Source organism: Streptomyces sp. NPDC015125 (assembly GCF_043080045.1).
In the GTDB taxonomy this organism is placed as follows: domain Bacteria; phylum Actinomycetota; class Actinomycetes; order Streptomycetales; family Streptomycetaceae; genus Streptomyces.
Map to the genome: position 1 here is coordinate 178,816 of NZ_JBIBVF010000012.1, position 21,112 is coordinate 199,927.

Genomic DNA, 21,112 nt, shown 5'->3' on the forward strand with positions numbered 1-21,112 from the left:
CGCCCAGCCGCCCGCCGGGTTGCAGCCCCGGCGGGCGGGTGTCACGGGCGCCGCAGAAGCGCCATTCTCGACGCCCGGGCGTGCGGTGCCGTCCGTCGCGTCGGCTAGCGGACGACGTGGATGGTCACCGGCGCAGAGGTACGGTCCGTCTTCGCGTGCTGGTGGTTCTCGTCGGTCGAGTACAGCACCGAACGGAACTGCAGCTCGCCCGTGTGCGTGGCCTTGACGTCCGCGTGCACATCGAAGCTGAAGCTCTGCTTCACGGTCTGCCAAGGGCCCCAGTGGCCGGGCTTGCCGGACCTCTCCTGTATGACGAGCGTGGTGTACCGCTCGGCGTCGTCCCCGCCCTGGCCGTCCACCTTCACGACGTGGCCGACCTGCACCGTATGGGGAGTGGCCTGGATCGAGATGTCGCTCTTCGCGAACGCCGGGGAAGCTGCCAGTGCCGTCGAGGCCACACCCAGCGCGCCGATCACCGCGAACCGCTTCAGGTCACGCTTCATACTCGCGTCTCCTTGGATACCTACGTTCCCAATACGCCAACTAGGCCTCAAGAGTCCCTAATTGACGCGTTTACAACGAGATAGAGCTGCCGGCGTGCCACGAGGTTGACTCCCGATGGTCACTACCTCGTAACTATGGTCGGCCCATTCCCTCCCAAGGCACGCACCTGCTCGGTCGAAGACGCCCGCGCCCCGGAGCCCCTCTCCCACCTGGACGAGGCGGCCACCCGGCTGAGCGACGAGATCGCCCGGCCCTGGCCCCGCACTTCCGGGGCCCCCGCTCCGAGCCCTGCGGGGGGGGCGCGCCGCCACATCTCGCAGCCATGCTGAAGGTCGTGGATGCCGAGGTCGGAGCACACTACCGATCCGAACCGCTGGTCACCCACCGATTCTCGGCGATCTTGCACATGCTTCGAGCCACCGGAGCTTCAAGCGGTGGCTGAGTCTGTGGGCGGTTCCTCGATCGGGAAGAGGATCGGGCTGAGCAGGTACCGCGCGCGGTCGCTTGTGGGCTGGTTGGCCAGCCGGGGCGCGATCGCGCTTCGCAGTTCACCGATCAGCTCGTGGAGTTCACCGCGACTGAGCCAGACCGCGTGCTGCCGGTAGCCGACGAGGTCCGCGGCCGGGTCGGCGCCCTCTTGTTCGAGGTAGGCATGAAACTCCGCGGCCAACACGGCGAGTGCGGTGGCGAACGCGCCGCGGTGATCGTCCAGCGAGAGCGACTTGGCCGTCTCGGCGTCGATGACCGCGCGGTCCTGGCGCAGGCAGAAGGCCCGTTCCACCGCGCCCCGCACTCGCCGCTCCTCCGCCACTTCGAGGATTCCGCCCCCACAGAGCACGTCGACATGCCGGTAGACCATCGCCTTCGATACGTCCGGCAACAGGGCGCACATCTGGGCCGTGGTCAGCATCCGCCCGCCACGCATGGCGTGCACGATCCGCAGGCGCACCGGGTGCGCCAGGAGTTCCAACGTGTCCATGAGTCAATATTCTCGCAACATGCTACCGTTCGCAAAAAATGAGAAAGGTAGTGGGGGATGGGACCGAGCGCGATACAGAGTGCGACGCGAGTGGTCGACCTGGCATGCAGCGGGCAGTTCACCGAGATCGAAGAGCTCTTCGCGCCGCGGCTGCGAGCAGTCGTATCCGCGGAAACGCTGCGGACGGCCTGGGCGACCCAGACGAGCGCGCAAGGATCGATCTCGGAGATCGGACAACCGACGACCGAGCAGCGCCAACCGGGACTGGTCCACGTGAGCGTCCCGGTGATCTGCGAAGGCGGGGGCCTGACCGTGGTCATGTCGGTGGACGACACCGGCATGCTGCACGGCCTGCAGCTCGCACCCCCGTCCACCACGTCCTGGACACCGCCGCCCTACGCGGCCCGGAGCGAGTTCACCGAGCAGGAAGTCACCGTCGGCAGCGGGCCATCCGCCGTGGCCGGCACGCTCACGCTGCCCCGGAGGCGTGGTCCACGGCCCGGCGTCGTACTCCTCAGCGGCGGTGGCCCCTTCGACCGCGACGGGACCAGCGGACCGAACAAACCGCTGAAGGACCTGGCCTGGGGACTGGCCGGCCGCGGCGTGGCGGTGCTGCGGTTCGACAAGGTGACCCACACCCACCCGGACGTCGCCTCCGCGCCCGGTTTCACCATGTCGGAGGAGTACGTGCCGCACGCGGTAGCCGCCGTCCGCCTACTGCACCGTCACCCGGCCGTGGACGCGGAGCGAGTCTTCCTGCTGGGCCACAGCATGGGCGGCAAGGTAGCGCCGCGAGTGGCAGCCGCCGAACCGTGCGTCGCCGGCCTGGTGATCCTGGCGGGGGACACCCAGCCGATGCACCACGCCGCCGTCCGGGTCACCCGCTACCTCTCCACCGTGAGTCCCGGCCCTGACATCGAAGCCGCCGTCGCCATCGCCGCCGAACAGGCCGCACGTGTCGACAGCCGGGAGCTGTCTGCCGCGACGCCGGCCGCGGACCTGCCGTTCGGCTTCCCCGCGTCGTACTGGCTGGACATGCGCGGCTACGACCCGGTCTCCGCTGCCGCCGGTATGGACAAACCGATGCTCATTCTCCAAGGAGGACGCGACTACCAAGTGACCGTCGACGACGACCTCGCGCGCTGGAGGCGTGGCCTCGCCCACCGCTCGGATGTCACGATCCGCATATACGACGCCGACGACCACCTGTTCTTCCCCGGCGAAGGACCCTCCACGCCGACTGACTATGCAGCGCCCCAACACGTCGACCGTGCCGTCGTCACCGACATCGCGAAGTGGCTGGCACCCGGGCGATGACGCCACCAGGCCGGTGTCCACCGCGCATGCCCTGCGGTGGGCAGCCGGTCGGCTCGCTGGATACGGAAGGCCTGCGGCTGCTGATCAGCCAGAGCAGAGCCTGCCGTTGCGCCCGTAAGACGCAGAATCACGGCGCCGCCGTCATCAGGAGCGATCGCGTACCAGCCATTGCGGGCGACAAGCCGAGGCCCGCACGTGAAGACCACGATGTGCCGGCGGAGCGCTAACCGCCCCAACCGGTAGCGGCCACCACCTCACGGGCGATGTCGGCGACGAGCCGCCCGTCCGTCACCACCCGCACGATGTCAGCAGCTGCCCGCTCGTCCAAGAGCCGTGCTTTGCGGGCGCTCGCCTTCAGCTCCTGTTCCAGTTCCGAGCCGAGCTCCCGGCCCGCCAACCGCTCGCCGGCGGTGATGTCAGATGCGGTGAGCAGAACCCGTACGATCCGCGATCCGATATCGCTCTGTGCCCATGGCCGCAGCCCTACCCCACCAGCAAGATCACGATCTACAGGTGACGTACGAAGGGCCGTACACCCAGCGGCTCATGGGGTCTGCTCGTCCTCGGCGAACGCGGTGATCAGGCTGTGGGGTGTGTGGTCGCCGAAGAGGAGTTCGTGGAGCCGGGTGCCATCGGTGGCGGCTTCGGTGCCGCGGGGGAACATGGCCTGCTCGTACTCGGTAAGGGCGGCTTCGACGTCGTCGGGGTGCGCGGCGATGGCCTTGCCGAGCTCGGCGCCGTCTTGCAGGGCCAGGTTGGCGCCTTCGCCGTTCGGGGCCGAGAGGTGGGCGGCGTCGCCAAGAAGAGTCACGCCCGGCACCCGGTCCCACTGGTGCCCGATGGGCAGGGCGTAGAGGTGGCGCAGGGCCGGCGCGGTGTCGCCTTCGGTGATCAGCGCGGTGAGCTCCGGTGCCCAGCCGTCGAACTCCTGGGCGATCCGCGCGGCGGCCGCGGCGGCATCGGTGAAATCGATGGCGGCGAACCAGTCCTGCGGCTCGGTGAGCGCCACGTAGGTGTGCAGGGTGCCGCCCCTCTCCCGGTGAGCCTGGATCCCCTTTCCCGGCGCGAGCGCGAGCAGCGACCCGCCGCCGACCGCCTTCGCGGTGGCCGGGTGCCGGGCGTCGCTGTCGAACAGGTACGTCTCGATGAACGACCTGCCGATGTACTCGGGTGTGGCGTCGGAGAGCAGCGGCCGGACCCGTGACCACGCGCCGTCCGCACCTACCAGCAGGCTGGTGACGACGGTGACGCCGTTGGCGAAGGCCACCTCGTGGCGGGCGTCGCCGACGGTACGGACGCCGTCGGCCTTGTGGCCCCACCGGACGGTGCCGGCCGGGAGCGAGTCGAGCAGGATCTGTCGGAGCTCACCACGCTGCACCTCGGGGCGTCCACCCGTGCCGTCGTCGGGTTCGTCGAGCAGAACGGTCCCGTCCCGGTCGAGGACCCGCATCGCCTCGCGGCCCTCCAGAATGAGGCCGCGGAACTCGTCGGTCAGGCCTGCCGCCTGGAGAGCCGGTTGGCCGTTGTAGTCGTGGATGTCGAGCATCCCGCCCTGCGCGCGCGCCGTCGGTGCGGCCTCCGCCTCGTAGACCGTGGCCGGGATGCCGTGGACGTGCAGGACGCGGGCCAGAGTCAGTCCTCCGAGCCCGGCGCCAATGATCGTGACGTCAGTGGTCATGGTGATTCCTTGTGTGTCGCACGCCTGCCGGATGGGTATCCGGCAGGATCTCCGGCAAATTGCCAGGCCCCGCCGACAAGCCGCCGACATCGGACCGACAGCCCCCGCTATGTGGCCGACACCCGACACCGCACATCAGTCCCGACACCTCACCGGAATGGTGTTCCAGAGGGAGGAGGCTGAGCGCTGAGTCAGCACTGGCGCAGCACTGACTCAGCACTGACTCAGCGCACGATCCGATGCGGATGTTCCAAGCGCCGCCCCTTGGATCGGAGGCGAACTGGCGAGGAAATCGATGGCGCGTTCGTCGAGTTCGGCCGCGCAGCATACGCCGCGGGCGCGGAGGCCGGCGAGGCGAGGACACTGCGCAGGTGGGGGCGGCCTTCCGGGAGACAGCCTTGCGGGAGACGGCCTTGCGGGAGACGGCCTTGCGGCTGCGGACAGGGGCGCGCCTCGCCTCTTTGGGGAAACCGGTGGTCCGCCCTCCGGGGCTGCGGCATCGTCGTCTCCGGCGCCCCGCCCCGGGCGCGCTCGGGTGAAAGCGAAGCGGTTGGAGGGTGCCATGAGCGAACGGGAGACATGGACGACGGAGGAGTTCGGCGCCTCGCACGAGGGCGCGGTCGGTGTCCTTCTGGCTGACGGCACCGTTCCGGGCCCGGTGTTCTTCCAGATGAACTCTGGTGGAGGCGGGCAGTCGGTCGCGCAGTGGAGTGTCTACGACGGCCATTTCGCGCACGTACCGCGGGCGGCGGCGCTGCGCGCGGTGTGTTCCTGCGGCTGGACCGGCACGGAGCACCGGCTGGACTGGGACGAGTTCGGCGAACAGGAGCTGGCCGAGGCGGGCGCGTTCGCAGCAGACGTGTGCCTGCAGGACTGGGATGAGCACACCGTTGAGGTGGAGAATTCGGCCGTTTCCCTGCCGGAGGCGGTCACCGGACTGCTGACCCGACTGGAGGAGGAGATCGAGAAGTTGGCGAAGTCCTCACCGCTGACGGCCGTACGGGCAGCCCGTCGGCTGGAGGTGACCGCTGTACGGGTCGGGTACTGGCCGGCCCACGATGCCCGGCAGGACGCGACCGCCGAGCAGGCCGCCGCCGCACTCGGCCTGGACGAGGACGAGGCACGGAAGCTGATGGCACGTTTCGGCCGGTGGAGCCCCTACCTCTGAGCACCGGCCTGGTCGTGACGGCTCGGGAGCGGCCGGGCGCAACCGAGTGCGCCGTTCTCGTCGAGGCTCGGCGAGTTGAGCCGCCCTCCGTGGACCCCGCACCGGGGCTGCCTGTGCTCGCCGGACAGGAACCGCGCCCCCGGCATCGTTTCCGTATGTGCCTCGATAAGTCCTGCACCTCGAACTCGGCTCGGTAGGACGCGGCGTGGACTCCGTCGCGCCGCTCTTTGCAGCGTCCGTCCGGACGAGCCGCGTGCCGGAATTCCTGGCACCGAAGGCTTTGGACGGAGTGATCGGAACGGCGAATTTCCGTGCCGGACCGTCATGCGAAGTTCGGTCCGGACCGTCACGCGAAGTTCCGTCGGACCGCCGCACGAGGAGAGTGCAGGATCTCTCCACCCCAGGGCGCCACCGCCACCGGCACCGGCACCGGCACCGGCACCGGCACTGGCCGGAAACGGACCCGGACACTCCCGGACGAATTCCGGCCATTGGCCGGAGGAACCGTCCCACATTGTCATGGGTGCGGTAGGAAAGGTGCCGGTCCGTGGAACTTCCCCAACCGGTAACGGAGGAAGTAGATGAAGGACATGGGCGGTATCTGCACGAGGCTCAGCCGGCGCCGGAGGTCCGTCTCGTCCCACGGGCATACCTGAACCGCCCGGCCGCGGACCGGTGTGGATCGTCCGGATGCCTTAGGAACCATTCCCTGGGCTCCCTTTCCCTGGGCGCCCTCTCCCTGGGCTCCCGTTTCCTGACCTCCCGCACTGATTCCTGAAAGCTCCCCCAAGCCACGGGAGTCTCCTGGAATCCATGGGATGCCCCAGGAAGTCACGGGACTTTTCGGCTCATGCGGAAAACTCTGCAACATCACGGGGAATCCCGGCACGTCGCGGGGAATCCCAGCGCCTCACGGACCGCGCAGAAACTCAGTCACTCTCTGCTCCCTTCAAGTGTTCACGGCACATTCCAGCGTTGATGACGGGGGACCTTCCAGTGTTCTCGAAACGGAGACCATGATGCGAAGACATATCCGTGCCGCGGTGGCAGTTGTCGCGGCCGCATTCCTCACTCCCCTGCTGACGGCGAGCCCGGCTCCGGCCGCGCCGACCGCACCGACCGCACCGGCCCGGCCCGCCGACGGCGCCGGCAAGCCCACGGACTGCCGGCCCGCCCTCCAGGTCCTGGCCTCCCTGCCCGGTTCAGGAGGCAGCCAGGTCAAGGGACTCGGACCGAAAGCCCTGGCGGTGGGAGCATCACGCGGCCTGCCCGTGTACTGGACCGGTACCCGGGTCCATCGCGTACCGCTGCCCGCCGGATTCACCGGCGGCGAGGTCGCGGCCGTCAACGCGCAGGGGCTGATGGTCGGATCCCTGAACGGAGCAGGCCGTACCGCCGCCTTCAGCTTCCGCTCCGGGGCCCGCACGGTGACCCTGCTCCCGGACGGGGCCCACGCAGCGGACGTCAACGACCGGGGTCTGATCGTCGGCGACGGGGTCAAGGGCGGCGCTCTCCTCGGTCTCGAATGGGAGGGCGCCCGGATCCACCGCCGGCTGACGCCGCCGGCCGGATACTCGCTCAGCTCGGTGACCGCCATCAACAACGCCGGGCAGATCGCCGGTTCCGGCGAGGCCGTCAAGGACGAGGAGTCGTGGTCGGCGGGCCTCTTCTGGTCCGCCCGGAGCGACGCCGCGGCCGTACCGCTCCAGCGGTACTGGCCCTCGGGAGTCCCCTACGACTACTGGTACCCCCGGGACATCGACCGCGCCGGACGCATCGTGGGCACCCACGACTTCACCCGGCTGGACACCCGGACCCCCACCCAGTGGCTTCCGCCGTACGCGACCGAGAGCGAACCGGGGCTGCTCGGGGAGCGCACCAGCGGCACCTTCGAGGCCATCAGCCCCACCACCGATGTGAGTGTGGGCACCGCTCTGGACAGCCACATGGTCGGGCCGTTCCCTCCGGAGACGGCTCCCCCGGAGCAGGCCCAGATATGGCCGGGCACCGGCCCCCTCCTGGCGCTGCCCCGGCTCTCCCCGGAGGGCGCCTCCCAGGCGTACGCCGTCGGCGACGACGAGCGCGTAGGCGGTTCCGCGGCCGACGCCACATCGACTCCCCGTGCCGTCATCTGGACCTGTGCCCTGCGCCAGGCGTACCAGCCCTGATATCCCGGTGCCGCCCCTGGCTTCCGGTGTGGGGCATGAATCCTTAACTTCCGGTGCCGCCCTGACCTTCCGGTGCCGGTCATGACCTTCCCGTGCCGTACGTGCCGTACGTGACATCCGGGAGCGTCAGGCGGTCCAGCCGACGTCGGGCGCCCCGGACCCGGGTCAGCGGCCACCGCGCGGTCGTCGCCAGTTGGTCAGAACATCATCGGTGGTGGTGACGGTGGCGACCAGAGCGAGGGTGTTACGGACCATCGCGGTGGTGTAGTCGGCGGGCACCCCCGCGATGGCGTCCGCGGGCACCACGGCCGTGTACCCGAGATTGACCGCATCGAACACGGCATTGGGGATCGCCACATTCGCCGACACCCCGGTGACGACGAGCGTCCGGCATCCGAAGTTACGCAGCAGCGCATCCACTTCGGTGCCGGCGAGCGGCGAGAGACCGTGCAGTCTGCGCACCACCAGGTCGTCCTCGGCGACGGGTATCGGATCGGCGATGCGTACTGCGGTGGATCCGGTGAGCTGCTGGACGGGCAGCCGCTCGGCCGCCCGGAAGAGGCGGGCGTTGCGGCTGGCGCCGCGGCCGTCGGGACGGCGTTCGGCCACGGCATGCAGCACCTGGACGCCGGTGTCGTGGGCAGCCGCCACCAGCCGGGCCACCCGCGCCAGCGCACCCGACTTGCGGACCGCGTCCGCCAACTCGGGCAGCGCGCTGTCCGGGCCGACCACGCCGCGCTGGCACTCGACGGTGAGCAGCACCGTTGAGGCCGGGTCCAGTTGATCGGTGAGCTGTGCAGCGCCCGAAGACATCGCATTCCCCTCTGGCGGACGTGATTCCCTGCCGGACTCCCTCCAGCCGGACGGACTGATTCCTGTCGAGCCCTACTTCCGCCGGGCCGGCATCCTGCCGTGCCTGATTCCTGGCGTGCCTGCTTTCCTGGCCTGCCTGATTTCCTGCCGCGCCTGCATTCCCGGTGGGCCAGGCCCCTGCTCGCCGTGATTCCTGGCGGACCTGGTTCCTCGGCCGGCCCGGGCCGGCCGAGGGTATCGGGCATTGCGCACGCCAGGAAGAGCCCGCATGATTTCTGACACCTCGTCAGATAGTCGCGAGGCCGGTGTCAGGCAAGCGGGTCAGTTCAGTGCCGCCCCATGAGCGGGGGCACACGGCGGAGGGCGATGAAGGATGGCCGACACACAGCGGCGCGGGCGCCGGATCATGATGACGCAGAGCGAGCTCGACGCGTTCCTCGGGGCGCAGCGCACCTGCCGGGTCGCGACGGTCGGTGGCGACGGTATGCCGCACGTCGGGGCGCTCTGGTTCGTCTGGGACGGCACGGCGCTGTGGCTGTATTCGATCACCCGGAGCAAGCGGTGGGCACAGCTTCGCAGGGACCCGCGGCTCGCGGTGATCGTCGACGACGGGCACGAGTACGGCGAGCTGCGCGGGGCCGAGCTGACGGGCCGCGCGGACTTCGTCGGCGAGGCGCCGCGCACCGGCGAGCCGTGCCCCGGGCTCGATACCGCGGAGCGGCTCTTCGCGGAGAAGTACTTCGGGATGTCCGCGATGCCACACGACGGCCGCCATGCGTGGCTGCGCCTGACGCCGGAGTCGGTCGCATCGTGGGACTTCCGCAAGCTCCCGGGGTGAGCATCAGGGCGCGGGCGCGGTGACGTGGGGGCGATCACCGCCCACGGAGGGATCGGACCCGGGATCCGATCGCGTTGTCGGTGGTCTCTGCGAGAGTGGTGTGGGTCAGCCCGTTTCGGTACCGGCAGGGGTACGGGAGCGGGACGGCCCGGCCGCGACGGGCCGGGCGCCGACGAGGACGAAGGAGATCCGGTGAACGTGCTCTTCCCCGCGCTGCGCGACGCTTCGCCCACACCCGCGCTGCGCTTCGGTGACCGCACCCTCAGCTATCGCCAATTGGCGTCGGTGGCGGGTGCGCTCGCCGAGCGGATCGCCGGTGAGACCCGTATCGCCGTGTGGGCGACGCCGACCCTGGAGACGTCGGTCGGTGTGGTGGGCGCACTGCTCGCCGGAGTGGCCGTGGTGCCGCTGAATCCGAAGATCGGCGAGCACGAGCTGGCGCACATCGTGGCGGACAGTGCGCCGTCGCTCGTCCTTGCCGAACCGGGCGCCGATCTGCCGGGGCCGCTCGCCGCGCTTCCCCGCGTCGACATCGAGGCAGCCGAGCCCCCGGAGGACGCCGAGCCCGGCCCGCTGCCGTACGAACCGGGCGACGAGGCACCGGCCCTGATCGTCTACACCTCCGGCACGACCGGCCCGCCCAAGGGCGTTGTCCTCCCCCGGCGTGCCATCGCGCACACCCTCGACGCCCTGGAGGACGCCTGGCAGTGGACCGCCGACGACGTCCTCGTCCACGCCCTGCCGCTCTTCCATGTCCACGGCCTGATTCTCGGCGTCCTCGGACCGCTGCGCCGCGGTGGTTGCGTCCACCACCTGGGGCGCTTCAGCACCGACGCGGTGGCCCGTGAGCTCTCCGCGGACGGCACCATGCTGTTCGGCGTGCCGACGATGTATCACCGCCTGGCCGCCGAGGCCGGCAGTGACCCCGCACTCGCCAAGGCGCTCTCCCGGGCCCGGCTGCTGGTCTCCGGCTCGGCCGCACTGCCGCTGACCGATCATGAGCGGATCGCGGCGGCCTCCGGCCGACGGGTGATCGAGCGCTACGGCATGACGGAAACGCTCATGAACACCAGCGTGCGGGCGGACGGCCCCGATGCCACGGGCACGGTGGGGGTACCGCTGCCGGGGGTGTACGTCCGGCTCGTCGACGATGCGGGCCGGGCCATCGAGGAGAACGACGGCGAGACGGTGGGCGAGATCCAGGTCCGGGGTCCGAACCTCTTCGTCGAGTACCTCAATCGCCCCGATGCCACCGCCGCCGCCTTCGACGGGGGATGGTTCCGCACCGGCGACATGGCGGTCCGGGACGGCGCAGGAAATTACCGCATCGTGGGCCGCAAGGCCACCGACCTGATCAAAAGCGGCGGCTACAAAATCGGCGCGGGCGAGATCGAGAATGCGCTGCTGGCCCACCCCGGGATCGCCGAGGCCGCCGTCACCGGCGCGCCGGACGAAGATCTCGGCGAGCGGATCGTCGCCTGGGTCGTGGCGGAGACCGGTCCGGACGCAGGCCCGGCACCCTCCGGCCAGGAGCTCGCCGATCATGTCGCCCGCCAGCTCGCCCCGCACAAGCGCCCACGCACCGTGCACTTCCTGGACGCCCTGCCGCGCAATGACATGGGCAAGATCCTGAAGCGTGAGCTCCGTGCGTAACGGCGGGCGGGACACGGCCGGGGCCGGAAACGCGGCCGGGGCCGGGGCCGGAAGCGGGCGCCGCGGCGCGGACGACAGCCAGGGCGCGGGAGGCGCGGGCCACGAGGCCGCGGACAACGACCGGACCCCGGCCACCCCGGCCACCCCGGCCACCACTGCCACCACTGCCACCACTGCCACCACTGCCACCACTGCCACGACTGGCACGACTGGCACGACTGGCACGACTGGCACGACTGGCACGACTGGCACGACCATGCCGTATGCCCGGCTGACGGCGCGTCAAGCCATTGCGGCGGTAGCGGATACGTACACCGAGACGACTGTTCCCGCCGGCCGTGAAACGCCGGCTGCTGCATCGGCCCCACCGGACGGTCCGCTCGGCTGGCGCGGTTACGACGACGCCCGGGCCCGCGCGCACGCACGGACCGGCGAGGAGGAGTCGGTGGTCACCGCCCTGGCCACGATAGGTGGCAGGGAAAGCGTGGTGCTCTCCTTCGAATTCCGCTATCTCGGCGGCTCCCTCGGCGAGCGTACCGGCGACCGGCTGGAGGCCGCCTACGCGCACGCCCGCGAGCACGGTCTGCCGGTCGTCTCACTGATCGCCACGGGCGGCAGCCGGATGCAGGAGGGGATGCGCGCGCTGACCCAACTCCAGCGGGTGGCCCGGCAGTCGGCGCTGAACCGTGCCGCGGGGCTGCCGCAGATCGCCGTGCTGCGCGATCCGACGACCGGTGGTGGCTGGGCCACCCTCGGCGCGGCTGCCGATGTGATCCTCGCGCTTCCCGGGGCACAGGTCGGCTTCGCGGGCTCACGGGTGCGCCCCCCGGATGCCGACCCGTTCGCCTACTCCGCCGAGGGGCAGCTGGCCTCCGGCCAGATCGATGCCGTCGTGCCGCCCGACCGGCTGCGGGACACGCTCCAACGGTGGATGCACCTGCTGTGCCCGCCCCAGGAGTCCCGTACGCGCGCCGTGGAGCCCGCGCCTCTGCCGTACGCGCTCGGGGCCCGCGGGCTGCCGGAGACCGGCTGGGGTGCGGTGGTCCGCGCCCGCGAGCCCGGGCGGCCGCGTGCCGAGGCATATCTGCGCGCGTACTTCGACGACCGTGAGGAGATCAGCGGCGACCGCTGTGGCGGCGTCGACCCCGGGATACGGTGCGGTTTCGGCCGTCGTGAGGGGCGCACGATCGCCTTCGCCGCCCAATGCGGCACGGCCACCCGCCCGGCCGGCTTCCGTACCGCCGCGCGTCTGGTCCGGCTCGCCGACCGGCTGGGCATCCCGGTCCTGACCCTCGTGGACACCTCGGGCGCCGCCAACGATGCCGCGGCCGAGCGGGCCGGTGCCGGCGCGGCCATCGCCGATGTCTTCGCGGCGCTCGCCACGGCCGAGGTGCCGGTCACCTCCCTGCTCATCGGTGAGGGCGGTTCGGGCGGTGCACTGGCCCTTGCCGCACCGGACCGGCTGTGGGCGACTCCGGACAGCTACTTCTCCGTGATCGCCCCGGAACTGGCCGCGGCCATCCTCAAACGCGACGAAACGCAGATCCACGACACCGCTGACCAACTCCGCATCCGCCCGCAGGACTTGCTGGAACTGGGCGTCATTCACGGCATCGTTCCACCGCCCTGAGCGGGGGGCGGCGGGAGGCAGCAGACTTCCGGCAGGAGACGGCCGGCAGCAGGCTCCGGTCCGGCTCCGGTCTCAGCGGACCTCCACGCCCTTCCCGGCCGCGCGGAGCGCTCCCACGGCGGCACGGATCGAGGGCCTGCGGTCAGCGTCCGCGCGCCAGATGGCGTAGACATGACGGCGCATCGTATGGCGGACGGGCACCACACTCACCCCCTCCGGTACCGGTCCACGGCCGAGGCGCGGAGCCACCGCGACTCCCAACCCCGATGCGATCAGGGCCAGCTGGGTGTGGTGCTCCTCGGCCATATGCGCGATATGCGGTTCGATGCCCTTGCCGCGCAGCGTGAACATCAGCCATTCATGGCAGAACTCCCCCTGCGGCCAGGAGATCCACTCGTCCTCCGCGAATTCCTCCAGCTCCACCGACCGCCGGCCTGCGAGCGGATGGGTGCACGGCATCGCCACATCGGCCGGATCATCCAGGAGCGGGGCCTTCGCCAGCCCTTCGGGCAGCGACAGCGGCCGGTTGTACCAGTCGAGGACGACGGCCAGATCGATATCGCCGCGCACCACGCCACGCACCGATTCGTCCGGTTCCATTTCCGTCAGCCGCGCCCGTAGCTGCGGGTGCTCGGCCCGGAGGGCGACCAGCGCGGCCGGGAAGAGCCCCCGTGCCGCGGTCGGAAACGCGCCCAGCCGCAGTTCGCCCACCGCCTGGCCGCGATGCGCTTCCAGTTCGGCCTGGGCCAGCTCGACCTGGGAGAGGATGCGCATCGCATGGTCGGCGAGCAGCCGTCCGGCGTCGGTCAGCCGGACCCCGCGCCCGTTCCTCGCCAGCAGTTGCTGTCCGGTCTCCCGCTCGAGTTTGGCGATCTGCTGCGAGACGGCGGAGGTCGTCACATGCAGTCCGTCGGCGGCCGCGCTCACCGAGCCGTGCCGGGCGACCGCACTCAGCGTCCGTAGGCGATCAAGGTTCAACATATAAGCAATGCTAAGCGATACCCGCCACGAATTCTCGCTTGTGCTACGAAGTTGTACGCCGCATCGTGGTCGTCATGAGCACCGCCACCGGCGCAGCCACCGCCGCCTCCGCCACCACCACGCACACTTCGGCCACGACCGCGCCGCCCGCCGCCGACGCGCGCAGCACGGCAACCGCGACCGCCTCAGCTCGCTCCGGCGCCTCGACTCGCTCCGGCGTCGCGGCCCCGAAGTCCACCGGCCGAGCCCGCGGTTGGCCGCTCCGCTTCGCCGTCCTCTCGCTGGTCTGGGGCTTCAGCTTTCTCTTCATCAAGGTGGGCACCCAGGGCTTCGCCCCGCTGCAGGTCACGCTGGGCCGGGTGGCGTTCGGTGCGCTGGTGCTGCTGATCATCGTCGTGATCAAGCGGGAGCGGCTCCCCCGCTCCCCCCGCGTCTGGGCGCACCTCACCGTCGCCGCGTTCTTCCTCAATGCACTGCCGTTCTCCCTCTTCGCCTACTCCGAGCTGACCATCCCCTCCACACTGGCCGGCATCTGCAATGCCACCTCTCCGCTGTGGGGCATGGCGCTGTCGGTCATCGCGCTCTCCGAGGACCGCCCCAGCCGGCGCCGGGTCGCGGGGCTCGGCCTCGGATTCCTGGGTGTGCTCACCGTGCTCGGCGCCTGGCAGGGCTTCGCCGGTACGGATCTGACGGGCACCGCGATGGCGCTGGGCGCCTCGCTCAGCTACGCCATCGGCTGGATCTACGTTCGCCGCACCCTGGCGGGCGTCCCGCACTCCCACCTGTCCCTGTCCAGCGCCCAGCTGCTGCTGGCAACCGCCCAACTGGCGGTGGTGACCCCCCTGTTCACCACCGCACCGGCCGGCTACCCGGTCATCCCGCTGCTCGCCGTCTTCGCCCTCGGCGCCCTGGGCACCGGCCTCGCCTTCCTCATCCAGTACGGGCTGGTCGCCGAGATCGGCCCCACCACCGCACAGATGGTCACGTATTTCATCCCCGTGATCGCCACCGCGGCCGGAGTGGCCCTCCTGCACGAACAGCTGAGCTGGAACACACCCGTCGGCGCCCTTGTGGTCCTGGCCGGCGCCGCCCTCACGCAGAGCAAGCCCCGCCCGAGCACCTCCACGCTCTCCCGGCCCGGTTCCACCACCGGCTGACGGGTCCGTCCGGACAACGAGCCCAGGCTCCCGAGCCCCCGAGCCCCGGGGGCTCCGGCACTTCGCACGAGGTTGCCGCACTTCGGCGCGGGGGCTCCCGCACTTCGGCCCGGCCTTCTCACTCGTACCGCCGTGCCTCCCCCACCCCCCTTGCCGCGGCAACGGCGTCCGCCACGGGGGCGATGTCGTCATCGGTAAGGGCGGAGACGGTGATGCGGATGCCGGGCGGGGAGTGCAGACGGAAGCGCGCACCGGGCGCCACCGCCCAGCCGGAGTGCAGGAGCCGGGACACCGCACCGGTCTCGTCCGGAACCGGTACCCACACGTTCATTCCGCTGCGGCCCCGGGCGAGGATTCCACGCTCCGCCAGGGCCCGTATCAGCGCCTCACGCCGTCGCCCGTACGCTCCGGCCACCGCTTCCGGGTCGACCGCGGACGTCCGCCAGAGGTGGACGACCGCATCCTGGAGCAGATGGCTGATCCAGCCCGGCCCGAGGCCCTGACGGCCCCGCACCCGGTCGACGGTCAGCGCATCGCCGGTGAGCACCGCCAGGCGCAGATCCGGACCGTACGCCTTGGCCGTCGAGCGGACCAGGACCCAGTGGTCGGTGACGCCGGAGAGTGGATGAAGCGGGAGGTCGACGATGCCGTGCCCGTGGTCGTCCTCGATGAGGAGGGCACCGGGGTGGGCGGCCAGGAGGGTGCGGAGTTCGGTGGCGCGGGCGCGGCTGACCGCGGCTCCGGTGGGATTCTGCGCCCGGTCGGTGACGACAACGGCACGGGCGCCGTCCTGGAGCGCGCGCGCCAGTTGCTCCGGCAGCGGGCCTTCGTCGTCCACCCCGACCGGGGCGGGGCGCAGCCCGAGCGCCGGGATGAGATCCAGCAGGCTGCCCCACCCCGGGTCCTCCACCGCCACGGTGTCACCGGGCCGCAGATGGGCGGCCAGCACCCGCTCGATGGCGTCCAGTGAGCCGCTGGTGACGGCCACGGGGCCGGCCGACACGCCGTCGCCGTCGAACGCCGCACGGGCGAGGGCCGCAAGGTCGTCGTCCACCGCAGGCGTGCCATAGAGCACGGGGCGCCGCGCGCTGCGCGCCGCGGCCTGCGCCAGTGCCCGTTCGAGCGGGGGCAGCAGGGACGGATCGGGGTTTCCGTCGGAGGCGTCACGGACGCCGGGCGGGACCTCCGCCCGCAGCGCCTCACGGGTCGTGCTCGCGGGACGGGGGCGCACCCGGCTGCCGCGCCGCCCCGCGGTTTCGATCACCCCGCGGTCGCGCAGCGTGCGGTACGCGGCCGCAACCGTATTCGGATTGACTTCGAGATAGACGGCCAACTCCCGCAGTGGGGGCAGGACTTCGCCCGGTTGGAGCTCACCGGCACCGACGGCGCGCTCGACACTGGCGGCAATCTCCGATGCGCGCCGCCCTGCGATCCGATACTCTCCTAGCACAAACATGATTATGCACTAATGCAATGGAGTTGGCAATGACCTGCAGCGAGGCGTACGAACCCACCACGCGCACGACCCCCACCCGCGCCCGTGCACGCGCGGCCTACGACCATGAAACGGTGCACGCCATCCTCGACTCGGGATACGTCTGCCATCTGGGCTTCGTCCGCGACGGCTCCCCCGTCGTCCTGCCGACGCTCTACGGCCGCGTCGGCGACCGCCTCTATCTGCACGGATCGTCCGGTTCCCGTCCGCTGCGGATGGCGGGTGAAGCCCCGGACCCCGGCCTGGAGGTGTGTGTCACGGTCACCCACGTCGACGGTCTGGTGCTGGCCAGGTCCGCGTTCCACCACTCCATCAACTACCGCTGCGTCGTGGTGCACGGCACCGCGCGCCAAGTGACCGACCCCGACGAGAAGAAGGCCGCCCTCGACGCCCTCGTCGATCATGTGGTGCCGGGACGTGCCGCGGACTCCCGGCCGGGCAATGCCAAGGAACTGGCCGCGACCGCCGTGATCCGTCTCGACCTGCGCGAGGTCTCCGCCAAGATCCGCAGCGGTGGCCCCAACGACGAGCCGGAGGACCTCGCGCTGCCGTACTGGAGCGGTGTCCTCCCCGTGGCACCGGTCTACGGCGCGCCCAGAGCCTCCGACGATCTCGCGCCCGGCACGCCCGAGCCGGCGTACCTCTTCGCCCGCTGAGGAGCGACGTGCTGATCCATCCCTGGGACGCCCCCACCGACGATGCCGAGTGGCAACAGTGGCTCGCGGTACACGACTTCGGCCAGCTGGCCGCCAACGGACGGCCCGGCGAGCCTCCGGTGCTGCAACCGCTGCACTTCGCCTACGACCCCTGCCGCCGCGAGGCCGTCACCCACCTCGCCCGCCCCCACCCCCTCTGGGACGCGCTGGAGGAGCGGCCGACGGTGCTGCTGAGCGTGGTGGACGACTACACCTACATCCCCGGCCCCTGGCAGGCGGCCGAGGACCAGCCGCCCGAGCACGGCGTCCCCACCAGCTTCTATGCAGCGGTCCAGCTGACCTGCACCGCCCATGTGGTGGACGCTCCGGAGGCGAAGGCCGAGCTGCTGCAGCGACAGCTGGGCCACTTCCAGCCGGACGGCGGCTCGGCACCCGTCGCCGCCGGCGCGGCTCCGTACGGGCGGCTGCTGTCCGGCATCCGCGGCCTGCGCCTCGAAGTGCACGAGGTCCGCGCCAAATTCAAGTACGGGGGCAAGCGGAGCGAGGCCGTCCAGCAGCGCATCTCGGAACGCCTCACCGAACGGGACGGCCCCGGGGACGCGGCGGCCTGCACCCACCAACAGCGCCGACTGGCAGCAGCCGGCACGGTCACCGGCGCGTCTCACTCCTGAAACGACGCGCCGGCGCCCCGCCCCGCGACAGCCCCTAAGAGGTCGAGGACGCCGGGGACACACCGCCTCCCGGCACACCGGCGTCCGCCCCGCCCTCCGTGCCGGCGTCCGCCCCCTCCGCCACGCCGGTGCCCGGCCCGGCACCGGCGCCCGCCACCCGCACCGTCTCCGTCGCCTTCGGCTTGGCCGACTGTGCGATGAAGGCGCCGGCCAGCACCACCGCGCCACCGACGACCTGCGGCGCGGAGAGGTGTTCGCCGAGCAGGACCCAGGCAAGGACCGTCGCGATGACCGCCTCCAGGCAGGCGACCACCCCGGCCACCTGTGGCGAGAGCCGACGGATCGAGACCACTCCGGCGAGGTACGCGGCCACCGTCGCGATCAGCACGATCCAGGCGAGCAGCAGGACAGCGGGCACCCGGGCACCGTTCAGCTCCGTACCGCCACCCAGCACCGACCAGTCCATGCCCCAGGGCCGGGCGATCACGGTGAGGACGACGGCGCCGATCAGCAGGCCGTAGGCGATCACGCCGAGCGGGTCCACCGTGTCGTCGCCGTCGGTGCCGTGATCGGAGAGCACGAAGTAGCCGACCTGACAGCAGGCCGCGCCGAGCGCGAGAGCAAGCCCGATGGCATCGAAGCGCAGTCCGGACCAGACCTCGACGACGCAGGCCAGTCCGCCGACGGCCAGCACCACGCCGACCGCGGCAGCACGGGTGACCGGCCGTTTCTGAACAAAGCGGACCCATCCCAGCACGAGGGCGGGCGCCAGATATTCGATGAGCAGCGCGACACCGACGGGTATACTGGAGAGGGCGGCGAAGTAACAGGCCTGCACCCCCGCGACGGCAAGCAGTCCGTAGCCCGCGAGCAGCGCGGGGCGGCGCCGCGGCAGGTCCCGGTGGCGCCAGGCGAGGGGCAGCATGACCAGCGCGGCGCCGGCGACCCGCAGCCAGGTGACGTGCAGCGGTTCGAGACCGGCGGATATCAGGGGCTTGGCGGCGACGCCCGAACCACCGAAGGCGAGGGCGGACAGCAAGGCGATACCGAGGCCGGCGCCGCGCCCTCGGGGCGATGCGCTACGGCTCGCCCCGAGGGCGGGTGGTGACGACCGGGTCTCCCGGGACCCGGACATTCCCTGGCCCGGACCGGTCGATGAACCTGCCGGGCTCCCCGATGACGCGTGCATCGGGTCATCATGGCAGCCGCCGTCAGCAGTGACACCCCCGATGCCCCTGTCCTTATCCGGCGGGGTTCTCCCCGTCAGTCGCAGCCGGCGCGCTCCCCGTCCAGACGGGCGGCGAGCCGACCGGTGTCGACGGAGGCCCGGCGCAGCACTTCGACGGCCCGGGATTCGGGATCGTCCACCAAAGCGGCGAGCAGGTCGAGGCAGCCCGCGCGGGTGGCGTAGCGGGCATGGGCACGGTCCAGGGCGCCGTCCATGGCAGCGGCCGCGGCCGGGGACCAGCCGGGGACCCCGCCCTCGGCGACCATGGGGACCGCTCCTGAGTCCTCGATGGTGCCGTGCCATTGGAGTCCGTAGCCGATGCTGCGCTGGACGAGGTAGCCCAGCAGCCGGGCGATCTGCGGGGTGCCGTCGAAGGCGTCGCGTACGGCGGGGTCCGATTCCAGGAGGCCGTGCAGCAGATGCGCGGTGTCGACCTGCCGGTCGCCGTCGCGGGTGGCCCGCCTGCGGGCGGCGGAGACGACCGTCGCGAGCTCGACGGTGAGCAGGCTGTCGAGCTCCTCCTGGGCGGGCCCGTCGCCACCACTGTACGCAGTACGGTTTTGCACACCACCCACCCCACCAGCCCCCGAGCGCCGGAACATCCCCGGCGGGAAGCATTTATGCATCCGACGATGGTTGGGCACGGCCGCACACGATCTCATCCTTACGGAGGAGATGCGGGGGAATCGTGGAGGCCGGACATGCGAGCCCGGGGCGGCCGCTGCTACGTCGCGGCCACCCCGGACAGACCCTTCTCGGATCACTGACGACCCATCAGCAAGAGACGGTCATCGGTATTGAACCTTCACCTCCGTGCGGCTACGTTCCGCGGCATCAGCCAGGGACCGTCACCGAAGGGGTGATCGCATGGCCGAAGTGACCGCGCAGGCCCGTATCGAAGCGCCGGCCGAGAAGCTCTGGGACCGGCTCACCGACTTCGACTCGTACGGGGAGTGGAACGCCACCCACACCGCCTTCCCCCAAGGCGGGCCGGCATCGCTCGAGGTCGGCGCGGACTACGAGGAGAGCATGAAACTGATGGGCTTCCCCGCGGAAGTCGTCTGGACCGTGCGGGAACTGGAGCCCGGACGGCTGCTCGGCATCCAGGGCAAGGGCCCGATGGGGGTCGGCCTGGGGATGCGCTACGAGCTCGTTCCGGACGGCGGGGCGACGACAGTGCGGATCGACGGGGCGTTCACCGGCGCCGCGGTCTCACTGATGGCCGGCAAACTCAGGGACTCGGCGGGCGCCGCACTGAACGAGTCACTGCGCAGGCTCGCCGGGCTGGTCACCTGAGCCTTCGGGAGCCACCCACGCGCCGTGCTCCCGAAGCCTCCGCCGCCCGCAGCCCCGTCACCGTCACCGCCGCTCAGTCCTCCTCGGCGAGGATCAGGTACAGCTCCTTGCGTGCCTTGTTGACCACCGCCATCGCCTTCTCCCGCTGGGCGGGACTGCCCGTGGCCCACACCTGGCGGAAGGCCTCGACCAGGCCGCTGCCGGCCTTGCGGATCTCGTTCATGGCATCCCAGTCGACGCCGCGGCCGGCGTCCTCCCAGGGGGCGTCCGAGCCGCTGTCGGCCTCGGAACGCCCTGCGTCGGTCAGCGAGAACAGCTTCTTGCCGCCCTCGCTCGCGCTGGCGATCAGCCCCTCGTCCTCGAGGAGTTGCAGCGTCGGGTAGACCGAGCCGGGGCTGGGCTTCCACGCCCCGCCGCTGCGCTCGGCAATCTCCTGGATCATTTCGTAGCCGTGCATCGGGCGGTCCTTGAGCAGGGCCAGTATCGAGGCGCGCACATCGCCGCGCCGCGCCCGGCCGCGCGGTCCGCCGCGCCCCCGTCCGCCCATGGGCGGCCCACCGAAGGGCGGGCCCCCGAACGGCGGGCCGAACGGGCCGAAGGGGGAACGCCTCCGCTCCCCGCCGCCCGCGAAGTCGCCGCGGCCGCCATGACGGCCGGGACCGCAGCGCTCATGTCCGTACTCATGTCCGTGATCGTGTCCGTGGGAACGCATGAGGGCGTCCCCCCTTTCTCTCATTGATCGGTCGCGATACCTCAACGATATATCGGGACTGTTCGTCGAAGCAAGCCCCCGAGCGGGTCGGTGGACGTACGTCTCGTGCAGGCGGTACGCCACGGGCAGCGATGACCGGCCCCGTGCCCGTGGCCAATTCCCTCGGAT

Annotated in this window: 19 protein-coding genes and 1 pseudogene; 10 read left to right on the forward strand and 10 right to left on the reverse strand. The window is 71.1% G+C overall.

The genetic code is table 11. The features are described from left to right. Positions 1 to 104: 104 nt before the first annotated feature. Positions 105 to 503 carry a hypothetical protein gene (locus ACF088_RS24645; RefSeq protein WP_392377937.1) on the reverse strand — a complete coding sequence of 133 codons (399 nt, stop codon included), beginning with the start codon at positions 501 to 503 and terminating at the stop codon, positions 105 to 107. Positions 504 to 931: 428 nt separating this feature from the next. Beyond that, the gene (locus ACF088_RS24650) at positions 932 to 1,483 is read right to left on the reverse strand and encodes a helix-turn-helix domain-containing protein (protein ID WP_392377938.1); all 552 of its coding nucleotides are present in this window, start codon (positions 1,481 to 1,483) and stop codon (positions 932 to 934) included. A gap of 57 nt (positions 1,484 to 1,540) precedes the next feature. Here ACF088_RS24650 and ACF088_RS24655 point away from each other — a divergent pair, with 57 nt between their 5' ends. Further along, positions 1,541 to 2,800 (forward strand): alpha/beta fold hydrolase, encoded by a 1,260-nt coding sequence (locus ACF088_RS24655; RefSeq protein ID WP_392377939.1) that lies wholly within the window; start codon positions 1,541 to 1,543, stop codon positions 2,798 to 2,800. Between the two features lie 223 nt (positions 2,801 to 3,023). Here the strand turns inward: ACF088_RS24655 and ACF088_RS24660 are convergent. After that, a pseudogene (locus ACF088_RS24660) lies at positions 3,024 to 3,254 on the reverse strand (hypothetical protein); the annotation flags it as partial. 90 nt (positions 3,255 to 3,344) lie between these two features. Continuing rightward, positions 3,345 to 4,478: an FAD-dependent oxidoreductase gene (locus ACF088_RS24665; protein ID WP_392377940.1), complete on the reverse strand. Its 1,134-nt coding sequence runs from the start codon at positions 4,476 to 4,478 to the stop codon at positions 3,345 to 3,347. 562 nt (positions 4,479 to 5,040) lie between these two features. Here ACF088_RS24665 and ACF088_RS24670 point away from each other — a divergent pair. Both ACF088_RS24670 and ACF088_RS24675 read left to right on the forward strand, forming a co-directional pair. Next, positions 5,041 to 5,646, forward strand: a complete 606-nt coding sequence (locus ACF088_RS24670) for a hypothetical protein (RefSeq protein ID WP_392377941.1) — start codon at positions 5,041 to 5,043, stop codon at positions 5,644 to 5,646. 1,019 nt (positions 5,647 to 6,665) lie between these two features. Next, positions 6,666 to 7,814, forward strand: a complete 1,149-nt coding sequence (locus ACF088_RS24675) for a hypothetical protein (protein WP_392377942.1) — start codon at positions 6,666 to 6,668, stop codon at positions 7,812 to 7,814. A gap of 165 nt (positions 7,815 to 7,979) precedes the next feature. Here the strand turns inward: ACF088_RS24675 and ACF088_RS24680 are convergent, their stop codons facing one another. Further along, entirely contained in the window at positions 7,980 to 8,627 is a 648-nt protein-coding gene (locus tag ACF088_RS24680; protein WP_392377943.1) for an isochorismatase family protein, read from the reverse strand. A gap of 373 nt (positions 8,628 to 9,000) precedes the next feature. Between ACF088_RS24680 and ACF088_RS24685 the strand changes: the two genes are divergently transcribed. From ACF088_RS24685 to ACF088_RS24695, 3 genes are all read left to right on the forward strand, one after another. Further along, positions 9,001 to 9,465, forward strand: a complete 465-nt coding sequence (locus tag ACF088_RS24685) for a pyridoxamine 5'-phosphate oxidase family protein (protein WP_392377944.1) — start codon at positions 9,001 to 9,003, stop codon at positions 9,463 to 9,465. Positions 9,466 to 9,657: 192 nt separating this feature from the next. Further along, positions 9,658 to 11,118, forward strand: a complete 1,461-nt coding sequence (locus tag ACF088_RS24690) for an acyl-CoA synthetase (protein ID WP_392377945.1) — start codon at positions 9,658 to 9,660, stop codon at positions 11,116 to 11,118. 256 nt (positions 11,119 to 11,374) lie between these two features. Continuing rightward, positions 11,375 to 12,748 carry a carboxyl transferase domain-containing protein gene (locus tag ACF088_RS24695; RefSeq protein ID WP_392377978.1) on the forward strand — a complete coding sequence of 458 codons (1,374 nt, stop codon included), beginning with the start codon at positions 11,375 to 11,377 and terminating at the stop codon, positions 12,746 to 12,748. A gap of 72 nt (positions 12,749 to 12,820) precedes the next feature. Here ACF088_RS24695 and ACF088_RS24700 read toward each other — a convergent pair whose 3' ends face one another. Beyond that, positions 12,821 to 13,729, reverse strand: a complete 909-nt coding sequence (locus ACF088_RS24700) for a LysR family transcriptional regulator (RefSeq protein WP_392377946.1) — start codon at positions 13,727 to 13,729, stop codon at positions 12,821 to 12,823. A gap of 74 nt (positions 13,730 to 13,803) precedes the next feature. Here ACF088_RS24700 and ACF088_RS24705 point away from each other — a divergent pair, with 74 nt between their 5' ends. Beyond that, the gene (locus ACF088_RS24705; RefSeq protein WP_392377947.1) at positions 13,804 to 14,886 is read left to right on the forward strand and encodes a DMT family transporter; all 1,083 of its coding nucleotides are present in this window, start codon (positions 13,804 to 13,806) and stop codon (positions 14,884 to 14,886) included. A gap of 118 nt (positions 14,887 to 15,004) precedes the next feature. On the opposite strand, the gene ACF088_RS24710 is transcribed toward ACF088_RS24705, so the two are convergent. Beyond that, entirely contained in the window at positions 15,005 to 16,336 is a 1,332-nt protein-coding gene (locus ACF088_RS24710; protein ID WP_392377948.1) for an aminotransferase class I/II-fold pyridoxal phosphate-dependent enzyme, read from the reverse strand. 35 nt (positions 16,337 to 16,371) lie between these two features. Between ACF088_RS24710 and ACF088_RS24715 the strand changes: the two genes are divergently transcribed. Both ACF088_RS24715 and ACF088_RS24720 read left to right on the forward strand, forming a co-directional pair. After that, on the forward strand, positions 16,372 to 17,037 hold the full coding sequence (locus tag ACF088_RS24715) for a pyridoxamine 5'-phosphate oxidase family protein (protein ID WP_392377949.1): 666 nt from the start codon (positions 16,372 to 16,374) through the stop codon (positions 17,035 to 17,037). A gap of 8 nt (positions 17,038 to 17,045) precedes the next feature. Next, positions 17,046 to 17,708: an FMN-binding negative transcriptional regulator gene (locus tag ACF088_RS24720; protein ID WP_392377950.1), complete on the forward strand. Its 663-nt coding sequence runs from the start codon at positions 17,046 to 17,048 to the stop codon at positions 17,706 to 17,708. Positions 17,709 to 17,742: 34 nt separating this feature from the next. On the opposite strand, the gene ACF088_RS24725 is transcribed toward ACF088_RS24720, so the two are convergent. Then, the gene (locus ACF088_RS24725; RefSeq protein WP_392377951.1) at positions 17,743 to 18,897 is read right to left on the reverse strand and encodes a DMT family transporter; all 1,155 of its coding nucleotides are present in this window, start codon (positions 18,895 to 18,897) and stop codon (positions 17,743 to 17,745) included. A gap of 74 nt (positions 18,898 to 18,971) precedes the next feature. Continuing rightward, entirely contained in the window at positions 18,972 to 19,502 is a 531-nt protein-coding gene (locus ACF088_RS24730; protein WP_392377952.1) for a Clp protease N-terminal domain-containing protein, read from the reverse strand. A gap of 301 nt (positions 19,503 to 19,803) precedes the next feature. Here ACF088_RS24730 and ACF088_RS24735 point away from each other — a divergent pair, with 301 nt between their 5' ends. Further along, on the forward strand, positions 19,804 to 20,232 hold the full coding sequence (locus ACF088_RS24735) for an SRPBCC family protein (protein ID WP_392377953.1): 429 nt from the start codon (positions 19,804 to 19,806) through the stop codon (positions 20,230 to 20,232). A gap of 73 nt (positions 20,233 to 20,305) precedes the next feature. Here ACF088_RS24735 and ACF088_RS24740 read toward each other — a convergent pair whose 3' ends face one another. Next, positions 20,306 to 20,944: a PadR family transcriptional regulator gene (locus tag ACF088_RS24740; RefSeq protein ID WP_392377954.1), complete on the reverse strand. Its 639-nt coding sequence runs from the start codon at positions 20,942 to 20,944 to the stop codon at positions 20,306 to 20,308. Positions 20,945 to 21,112 lie beyond the last annotated feature (168 nt).

Excerpts from the sequence above, each read along its gene's own strand:
- ACF088_RS24645 (WP_392377937.1), bottom strand. The coding sequence starts at position 503 with ATGAAGCGTGACCTGAAGCGGTTCGCGGTGATCGGCGCGCTGGGTGTG.
- ACF088_RS24650 (WP_392377938.1), bottom strand. The coding sequence starts at position 1,483 with ATGGACACGTTGGAACTCCTGGCGCACCCGGTGCGCCTGCGGATCGTG.
- ACF088_RS24655 (WP_392377939.1), top strand. The coding sequence starts at position 1,541 with ATGGGACCGAGCGCGATACAGAGTGCGACGCGAGTGGTCGACCTGGCA.
- ACF088_RS24665 (WP_392377940.1), bottom strand. The coding sequence starts at position 4,478 with ATGACCACTGACGTCACGATCATTGGCGCCGGGCTCGGAGGACTGACT.
- ACF088_RS24670 (WP_392377941.1), top strand. The coding sequence starts at position 5,041 with ATGAGCGAACGGGAGACATGGACGACGGAGGAGTTCGGCGCCTCGCAC.
- ACF088_RS24675 (WP_392377942.1), top strand. The coding sequence starts at position 6,666 with ATGCGAAGACATATCCGTGCCGCGGTGGCAGTTGTCGCGGCCGCATTC.
- ACF088_RS24680 (WP_392377943.1), bottom strand. The coding sequence starts at position 8,627 with ATGTCTTCGGGCGCTGCACAGCTCACCGATCAACTGGACCCGGCCTCA.
- ACF088_RS24685 (WP_392377944.1), top strand. The coding sequence starts at position 9,001 with ATGGCCGACACACAGCGGCGCGGGCGCCGGATCATGATGACGCAGAGC.
- ACF088_RS24695 (WP_392377978.1), top strand. The coding sequence starts at position 11,375 with ATGCCGTATGCCCGGCTGACGGCGCGTCAAGCCATTGCGGCGGTAGCG.
- ACF088_RS24700 (WP_392377946.1), bottom strand. The coding sequence starts at position 13,729 with ATGTTGAACCTTGATCGCCTACGGACGCTGAGTGCGGTCGCCCGGCAC.
- ACF088_RS24705 (WP_392377947.1), top strand. The coding sequence starts at position 13,804 with ATGAGCACCGCCACCGGCGCAGCCACCGCCGCCTCCGCCACCACCACG.
- ACF088_RS24715 (WP_392377949.1), top strand. The coding sequence starts at position 16,372 with ATGACCTGCAGCGAGGCGTACGAACCCACCACGCGCACGACCCCCACC.
- ACF088_RS24725 (WP_392377951.1), bottom strand. The coding sequence starts at position 18,897 with ATGCACGCGTCATCGGGGAGCCCGGCAGGTTCATCGACCGGTCCGGGC.
- ACF088_RS24735 (WP_392377953.1), top strand. The coding sequence starts at position 19,804 with ATGGCCGAAGTGACCGCGCAGGCCCGTATCGAAGCGCCGGCCGAGAAG.
- ACF088_RS24740 (WP_392377954.1), bottom strand. The coding sequence starts at position 20,944 with ATGCGTTCCCACGGACACGATCACGGACATGAGTACGGACATGAGCGC.